Raw genomic sequence first — 7,773 nt, forward strand, 5'->3', positions numbered from 1 at the left:
AATCATCAGGAACACTGAGTTTAAAATGGGAAAGTTATTTTTAGACCACTCCTAACCATATATCTCTGGCTCCTTGTGCCGAATCTCTGCTTCGTTAGAACTTCGAGAAATAGCTTCGGCTATGCTCCCTCCGTTGAGCCTTACATAGTATAAGCCCAAGTAGCCAGAAATATTCGATTCCATTTGGCCAGCTACCTATGCGTATTATGATGGAGGTCTCACTATCAATTAGGTTAAACATGCGTATTTTAAACAATGCTAATCAGTCTAGTCTGGAATTGTATGCAAGGGTAATGTTGAATCATTTTTTTTATGCCTTTTAAGTGGGGTAGCTAATTAAACCAATTCCACCTTACGAGTAACGCCGCTGCTGGCCCCAGTTTTTTTTACTGACTTTTTATTTTTTGTAAAAAATTTGTAACCATAAAGAACGTCATGGCACAAATTTACTCATAAGTAGCTGGCCAAATGGAATCGAATATTTCTGGCTGAGTTGGCGGTTGCCTTGCAGGTTGAAACGGCTGAGTTTCGGTCGTAACTTCCCGGGTTTTAAATCATTCATCGGTTGTCCAGGCAAGAAAATCAGTCGTTTTCCAGGCTGTCCGCTGTTTCATGGCCTGTGAGAATCTTTGTAACAAATTTACCCGACCAGGTTGATTGAGGAGAAGGATTCAGAATGGTACTTGTTTCTTCTGGAATTTGTCTGACTACCTCTATCAGTACGGGGTTAGCCTGATTATTGATGCCTGAGTGTTCTTTAAAGGCTTGTGATGATTTTAAAGTAGTTATTTTATTGCCAAGTGCAATTTCACTATGAGGCATCTTTGAGTGGATAACATTTTGGGTTGCTTCTTTTATTCCATCTGTTGTCTCTCCAGACTGAAGGTGTTGGGCTGACTGGTTTTTGAATTTTTTCATAGCCGGGAGACCCTTGATAAACGATAACGAATAACTAAGTATGCCACGCTGACTAACCACCCCATCGGGTATTCCCGGGAGAGATTTTTTCAAAGCAAGAAGTAGCTGTCGATTTAGCCGCCGATAAGCTTGTCCATAATGGTTATTTACTAATTTTCTTACATCCTGATTGGCCTTTGGTGTGCACTTTAATCTCTCTGGATTTATTTGGATGAGGCAGGTGAGTCCAGGATCGGTGCTTTGTTTTGCAAGCCAAATACAGGTTAATAATGATTCTTTTCTAGTTTTGACGGGGTTTAAGGGCATTGTACTATTAATAACACCTTTGATTTCTTTATAGAGCCTGGATAGTTCTCTTTTTCTTTTATAATCTGCATAATTTTTACACTGTTTAACTCCTTTGATTTGCTCTGTTGGTAAACAGTGTTTCTCAGCATTAGTTGTTGAAGGTGTTATTTTCTTAAATGCCATACATCCAGCATGGTCATTGTAGACATGAAGAAAAGGGTTTTCAGTTTGTGCTTGCTGGATATATCTTGTTGGGACAATGTTGGTTACCGCAGAGGTTGATGCTCCCTTTTCTTCGTTGGCTACCGCAGAGGTTGATGCTCCCTCTTCATCTTGAAATGATTGAGGAAATAGATCAGGAAACAATGGGGATTGGGTGATATCAAAAATGCTATACATTTTAAACCCTTAAAATCTCAAGCATGGCGTAGTAAAAAGACTGAAATAGACTGTGTTCAACCAGTGTTTGGCGTAAAGGTCATGACACTCCTCAACCTCACCTCACCGCTCGCGAGGGTTCCTGGATTGATCCAGGAACGTTTCTGCTTCTCTCGTTGCCGGGAGAACAGTGGGGCTGCTTCACTAACATCCAGCCTGCACGACGATAGATCTACAAAAGACCAAATGAATAAACACTCGAGCGGAGTCCTTTGTGCGTTCGCTTTAGTCTTATGGTACCTGCTCGGCCCGATTAGGCGATGCTATACGACCGGTTGCGGTAAATATCTCATAATCGAGATGGTTACCCATGCGTCTTTTCAGCAAGCTGTGATAAAAGTAGTCTGGAATTGTATGAAAGGGTAATGATTTTTTTATGTCTATTCTCGGACAGCCTCCTGGCCCATGGTTGCCAGAACCATGATTCACGAAAACCCCTGATGCAGTCAGGCAATGACCATAAAGCATGTCATGCAACCGATAATGGAGATGAGTGGGGATGAATCTGTTAAAAACTCTGGGCGTTAGCCTGGGTATTTTTTTGGTAGGGTGTCAGACGGTATCCACGACCAACTCGGGGACTATTGGTGTTCAGCGTGAGCAGAAAATGTTCGCTTTGCTCTCTGAAAGTCAGGTGAATATTATGTCTGCCGAGGCTTATCAGGAAGCTCTGAATAAGGCCCAAAAACAACAAGTGTTGAACCGCAAGCCCGCAGACGTGAAACGTCTGCGGAGGATTGCGAGCCGTCTTGTGTCCCATGTTGGTGTGTTCAGGCAGGATGCCCAAAACTGGCAGTGGGAAGTGAACCTGATGTCGGATAAACAGCTCAATGCCTACTGCATGCCAGGGGGCAAGATTATGTTTTATACCGGTATTATTGACACTTTGAAGCTGACTGACGATGAAATCGCCGCCATTATGGGGCACGAAATGGCTCATGCCCTCAGAGAACATGGGCGAGAGGCAATGTCCCGGGCGTATGCTGTGCAGTTGGGACAGGATACCCTGGGGATTCTTCTGGGCATCAGTCCTGCGGTAATGAGTGTTGGCAGTACCGTAGTGAATTATGCGCTTACCCTGCCTAATAGTCGTACCCATGAGGCCGAGGCTGACCTTATCGGTCTGGAGCTGATGGCCAGGGCTGGATACAACCCAAAGGCTGCGGTCAGCCTGTGGCAAAAGATGTCAGCGCAAAGTGATGGCAGTGTGCCGGAATTTATGAGTACACACCCGTCCCACGATACCCGTATTCACGGGTTGAATGCCAATATCAGGAAAGTGGATCATCTCTACCGGCAGGCGATTGGCAAAACCAATTAATTCACAGTTGCCACAGGATTGGCAGGCCCGATACAAAACGTATTCACTGGCTTTCTATCCACGGCTATAGCGTTTTTCTTTGGTATACCATGAGGTCGACGTCTATTTGCGTCTGTTCCGGCGAATGGACGAACAGACTCTCAGCTTTTTCAACAGGGAAATTGAACCAGGAAGCTGTCCGAGAATAGACTGCACTAAAACTCATATCAAGCATCGGTAGACCCGTTTTTTTTGCAGGGGAGTTGAACTATCAGCTGATTGACCAATCTAAATAGTTAACTGAATGAAATTATATTTTCTGATCAGGTGATCAGCCACTTGCGGTGTGGCAAGTGCGGCCACATAACTACGGCTATGCGCCTTGCATGGTAACTGCTCACTTGGCCAGAAAACATTTGGCCAGCTACTTAATTTTGCTTGACGTATGAGCCATTCACCAGCGTTTGTAACAAAAGGATATTTAGTTATGAATACCCCTCCATTCAATGACCTTCTTAATAGCAACCCGATGCTACCTTCAGCACCTTTGGGCTCTGAACCAGAAGATACAGAGGCCATACAATGCAATATCTGCTTTGGCAGTCTCGATCGCGGTGTAGCCTTGTTCCCCTGTACCCATATCTATCACGAAGCATGCATTGATACTTGGCTTAAAGACTCAAGCCATCCCCATAGGGGTTGTCCAACGTGCAAACGGAAAGTTACCTGTTATTTAAACCCTGAGGAGTTGCCACTGCACATGGCAGCTGCAAAAGGCCAGTCTGATATTGTCAATGATCTGCTTGAACTTGATGCAAATGTTGCTGCCAGCAACGAAGTCGGGTTAACTGCCCTGCACTGCGCGGCAAGCAATGGCAATGAAGCGATTATCAAGCGTCTGGTCAAGCATGGCGCCAATGTTAATGCCCTGACAACAACAGCCAGGGGTGCCCTGTCGCCCCTCCATCTTGCGATGCTCAATGGCCATGAAGCAGCCATGCTAGCCCTTATTGACAGCGGCGCTGACATTAATCACCCCAGCCCTGATGGCCCCCCCCTGCACGTTGCCGTTGCAAAAGGCTTTCTCAATGTCATTGAGGTTTTGCTTGACAAAGACGCTGATATCAATGTTTTTGGCATGTGTACCCCCCTCCATTATGCGGTGGCATATGGGCAACATGGTGTTATTTCGCTTCTGCTTAAGGGGGGCGCTGATATCAATGCCCAATGGTCATTGGTGCCAGCGGAGGAACTCCTTAAAAAAAGGAATACCATGGTGGAGTTCGATCAATCTGCTGGACAGGATGGCAGGCAAAATCCCTCGACCATATTCGGAGAGACCCCCCTTCACACGGCCATTGGCAAAGGTCAGGCTGAGACCGTTGATCTCCTGCTGAGTGCTGGTGCAGCGACCAATGTTCTCATTAACAGGGGCGAGACCCTATGGTGCTGGGCGAACAGAAACAATCATCTGACTGCACCCATAATCAGATCGTTAGCCAGTGGCATCTGTCGCGTCCGGGCGCCCTGTGACAATTTGCGTGCAGGGTTACTCGGTGCACTGATTAAACTCAGTGACTGGGATTTATTCGACCAACTGCGAGCCAACACACAGGATGTTGACATTAATAAAATTCCTTATCCGGGTTCCGAAAATTCAGCCTTTGACGAGGTGGTCAAGGAGGGACAAACAGACAAAATCCAGGCCATGACCAACCGAGGTGCAGACATCAATGCCCGAGACCAACGAGGCGAGACGCACCTGCACTATGCAGTCACAAGCTCGGCGCAAGACGCTATTAAGGTGCTGCTTGCCTGTAAGGCTGACGTTAATGCCAAAAACAACGGGGGAGAAACACCTCTGCATCTTGCGGCTAAATCGGGTAAGCCAGAGATTATTGATCAACTGATTGACCATGGTGCTTTCGTTGACGCCACCACTGGCAGAAGCGTCGATACCGCCTCAGGTGCGGTGGTCAAGGATTGTCAGGCTACCGGGGGCAACGTGCAAAGTTCCCACAGTGGCGCTGTCGCTCTGGCCAAGATAAATCTCAGTGGTATGACTCCCCTCCATTATGCAGTTCATAAAGGTCACTTGACAGCAGTCCGGCATTTGCTTGACAGAGGCGCTTCCATCAATCACAAAAACCAGACCGGAGAGACACCACTTGAACTTGCAGAATCAGATCTAAAAAGCGCTCGCGCTATTAATGCTTGCGTCCTTTGGAAGCGAGCTGCTGCCGTCGTTAAACATAAGGTAGCTTCCTCCCTCGCCGAGCGAAAACCCCATAAATCACCCTACTGGATCAAAACCTACTCAGAAATCATCGCCCTTCTGAAGACTTGGAATGCTCAGCCACAAGCAACTCCGGAACCTTCGGTATCTAAAAAAATAACTGTTCAGTGATCCCATCATGTTATCCGGCAACCATATTGGATCAAGGTACATGTTTGCAGTTGTCATTCAATCGGGGTATGGGGTAACGCAGCCCAATGATAAAATGAGGGCGTATAATTCCTGACATTGATATAGCCAGACGCTTTAAGCACCATCACCACATATGCGGACCGGACACCGTCTGTACAGTAGACGACAATCGGGCTGTTTTTTTGAATATCCAGGTCAGATAACATTTTACGGATATCATCAAATGATTTTAAGGTACCACTGGCGCCAAGCAGTTGCTGAAATGGTACGTTAACCGCCCCGGGCAGATGCCCTTTACGCTGTTCACCACGGTTTATTTCGCCACGGAACTCTTCCGGTGATCGTGCGTCGATAACACGAAACTTTGAGTAGTCCCTGTATAGGGCTTTGGTATGAATGGTGGATGAAGTATCCCGTTGGGTTATTTCATAATCACTTCTGGTATTGAAGAAGGTTGGGATGATGGTGGTTTGCAGTCCTTTTTCTTGCCAGTGGGTATACCCTCCATTCAGAATACGAGCATTTTTTAATCCTGCCACGTGCAAGCTCCAGGCTATGCGGCCCTCTTCTCCTGATCCTCGGTGAGCATCAGCATAAACGACAATATTATCTGTTGGGGCCAGGCCAAGCTTCTGTATCTGGTATTCCAGCTCCTTATTGTCAAGTAAGGTTGCCCAAGTCTCGCTGCCGACTTTTCCATGCATGTCAGAGAGTGATTGCCATTGAACTGAGCGTGCCCCCGGGATATGCCCCTTGAGATACCGGGCGTGTTCCCGGGCATCAATCAGCAGGTAATTGGCAAAATTGCCGGCCAACGTTTCTGCACTGATAAAATAATCCTCTGGTACTGCATATACCAGTTTGATGGGCATAATCAGTAGCAGGAGGAACAAGATACCTCTCTTGACGTATTGAGCGGATAGTACTGCCTTGTTCATTAGAAATAGCCCGCGGTTCACGGAAATAAACGGATTTCAGGAGAAAGAGTAGTACAGGGAAATGGTTTGAATAGTTATTAACAGGCAGACAAACGTACCCTTTCGTGCCGAAGCCCGATGGCTTCAGCCCCTGTGTCCACCTGAACTTTCAGAAGACGCCGGTTTTTGCGGAATTTTGCAGAAACCTTCTGCAGGGACATCCAGGGCAGCGTTGAATTTACTGGACATGTTCTGAAAAGCGATCAGGCCGGTCAGTTCAATAACAGCGTCATTATTGAAATGCTCTTTCAGTTGCTTTATCAGCTCAGGGGTTACCTGTCGGTCGCTGTAGGTAACAGCTTCAGTATATTCCAGGGCAATACGCTCCTGCGCATTGAAAAGGTCAGAGTGTTGCCAGTTATCCAGTGCTTCTACCTTATCCATACTGCCCGTTCGTTTTGCCAGGGTCATGGCATTGATGTCAACACAGAAGGCGCACCAGTTAATCTGGGACACTCTGACGGTAACCAGCGAGCGCAACTGCGGTGACAGGGGGGATTTTTTTCGATCCAGAACGCCATAGAGTGCGGCTACAGCGGCGAATAACCGGGGAACTCTTGCCCATAACAAACCTGGCTTAAGGACTTTGCCATAACGACGCTTCTGACTCCAGAAGAAAGGCTTTAGCCACCAGGGGTAAGAACGCAGGGGTTTATCCGGTACGTGCATGGTTAATTCCCAACTTGCGGTGCCATCAATCGATGATGGCAGGAAAGACGGATATCCACAATGCGGTGGCAGGCTAAATTCTCATCCCGGTCAGAACGTGCAATTGAAGTAGGCCCAAAGAGCTGTTCTTGTCTCCTCATGCGTGGGCCTGGTTGTGATGTCATGGGCAAGGATTGGTGTTTTCAGTTGCCGGGTGACTGGATCAAAATATTCTGCGTTCATTATTTGGTTGCTTTCGCGGCACCCGGCGCGTTTGTCGCTGTATTGCATGAGGTAACCGTGTATGTCGTCAAGATAATGCATGGCGGTGACGGTGTCATGGATGATTTCTTTTTCTACGGATTTTGTGATTTGTTCGAGGCTGTCTGGATCGCCCTGCCACCGGGCAAACAGTGGAGACAGGTCGTGGCCTTGTAACGCCCTGCTGACCATCAGTTGCATAACATTACTTTTATGATTGCGCCAGGTGTGGGGCTTGGTGACCAACATAAATGCAAACGCATCAATATCATCAATACTGGAAATACCATCTTGCAGCATTTGCTGAACCGTCTGTTCAAATCGCTCGAGGCGGTCGTGGGTGGGAGAGCGACCGCGCAAATAATACAAATTGTGCGATATTTCCGAGGCAAACGAAATCAGCAAGTGACTGACTCTGTCAATGGCGCAGCTATTTTTACTACTCAGGGCATCAACCCAGATATCAGGGCGATAGAATCGGCCTTACGATCGTTCCAATCAAGGCTAATTTAAAC

At 47.1% G+C, this 7,773-nt stretch carries 6 protein-coding genes; 2 read left to right on the forward strand and 4 right to left on the reverse strand.

Features of this window, described 5'->3' with window-relative positions:
• Positions 1 to 582: 582 nt before the first annotated feature.
• The gene (locus KDK14_RS19480) at positions 583 to 1,605 is read right to left on the reverse strand and encodes a hypothetical protein (RefSeq protein WP_257266874.1); all 1,023 of its coding nucleotides are present in this window, start codon (positions 1,603 to 1,605) and stop codon (positions 583 to 585) included.
• 538 nt (positions 1,606 to 2,143) lie between these two features.
• On the opposite strand from KDK14_RS19480, the gene KDK14_RS19485 reads away from it, so the two are divergent.
• The gene (locus KDK14_RS19485; protein WP_257266876.1) at positions 2,144 to 2,965 is read left to right on the forward strand and encodes a M48 family metallopeptidase; all 822 of its coding nucleotides are present in this window, start codon (positions 2,144 to 2,146) and stop codon (positions 2,963 to 2,965) included.
• 466 nt (positions 2,966 to 3,431) lie between these two features.
• On the forward strand, positions 3,432 to 5,351 hold the full coding sequence (locus tag KDK14_RS19490) for an ankyrin repeat domain-containing protein (protein ID WP_257266877.1): 1,920 nt from the start codon (positions 3,432 to 3,434) through the stop codon (positions 5,349 to 5,351).
• A 53-nt stretch (positions 5,352 to 5,404) separates the two neighbouring features.
• Here KDK14_RS19490 and KDK14_RS19495 read toward each other — a convergent pair whose 3' ends face one another.
• The 3 genes from KDK14_RS19495 to KDK14_RS19505 all read right to left on the reverse strand — a co-directional run bounded on the left by KDK14_RS19495 (position 5,405) and on the right by KDK14_RS19505 (position 7,663).
• Complete coding sequence (locus KDK14_RS19495; protein ID WP_257266878.1) at positions 5,405 to 6,310, reverse strand: sulfurtransferase; 906 nt, start codon at positions 6,308 to 6,310, stop codon at positions 5,405 to 5,407.
• Between the two features lie 123 nt (positions 6,311 to 6,433).
• A complete protein-coding gene (locus KDK14_RS19500) occupies positions 6,434 to 7,018 on the reverse strand; it encodes a carboxymuconolactone decarboxylase family protein (protein ID WP_257266879.1) in 585 nt (194 codons plus the stop codon).
• Positions 7,019 to 7,108: 90 nt separating this feature from the next.
• A complete protein-coding gene (locus KDK14_RS19505; RefSeq protein WP_257266880.1) occupies positions 7,109 to 7,663 on the reverse strand; it encodes a hypothetical protein in 555 nt (184 codons plus the stop codon).
• Positions 7,664 to 7,773 lie beyond the last annotated feature (110 nt).

Origin of the sequence: Endozoicomonas sp. ONNA2 (assembly GCF_024606365.1) — a bacterium.
In the GTDB taxonomy this organism is placed as follows: Bacteria; Pseudomonadota; Gammaproteobacteria; order Pseudomonadales; family Endozoicomonadaceae; genus Endozoicomonas.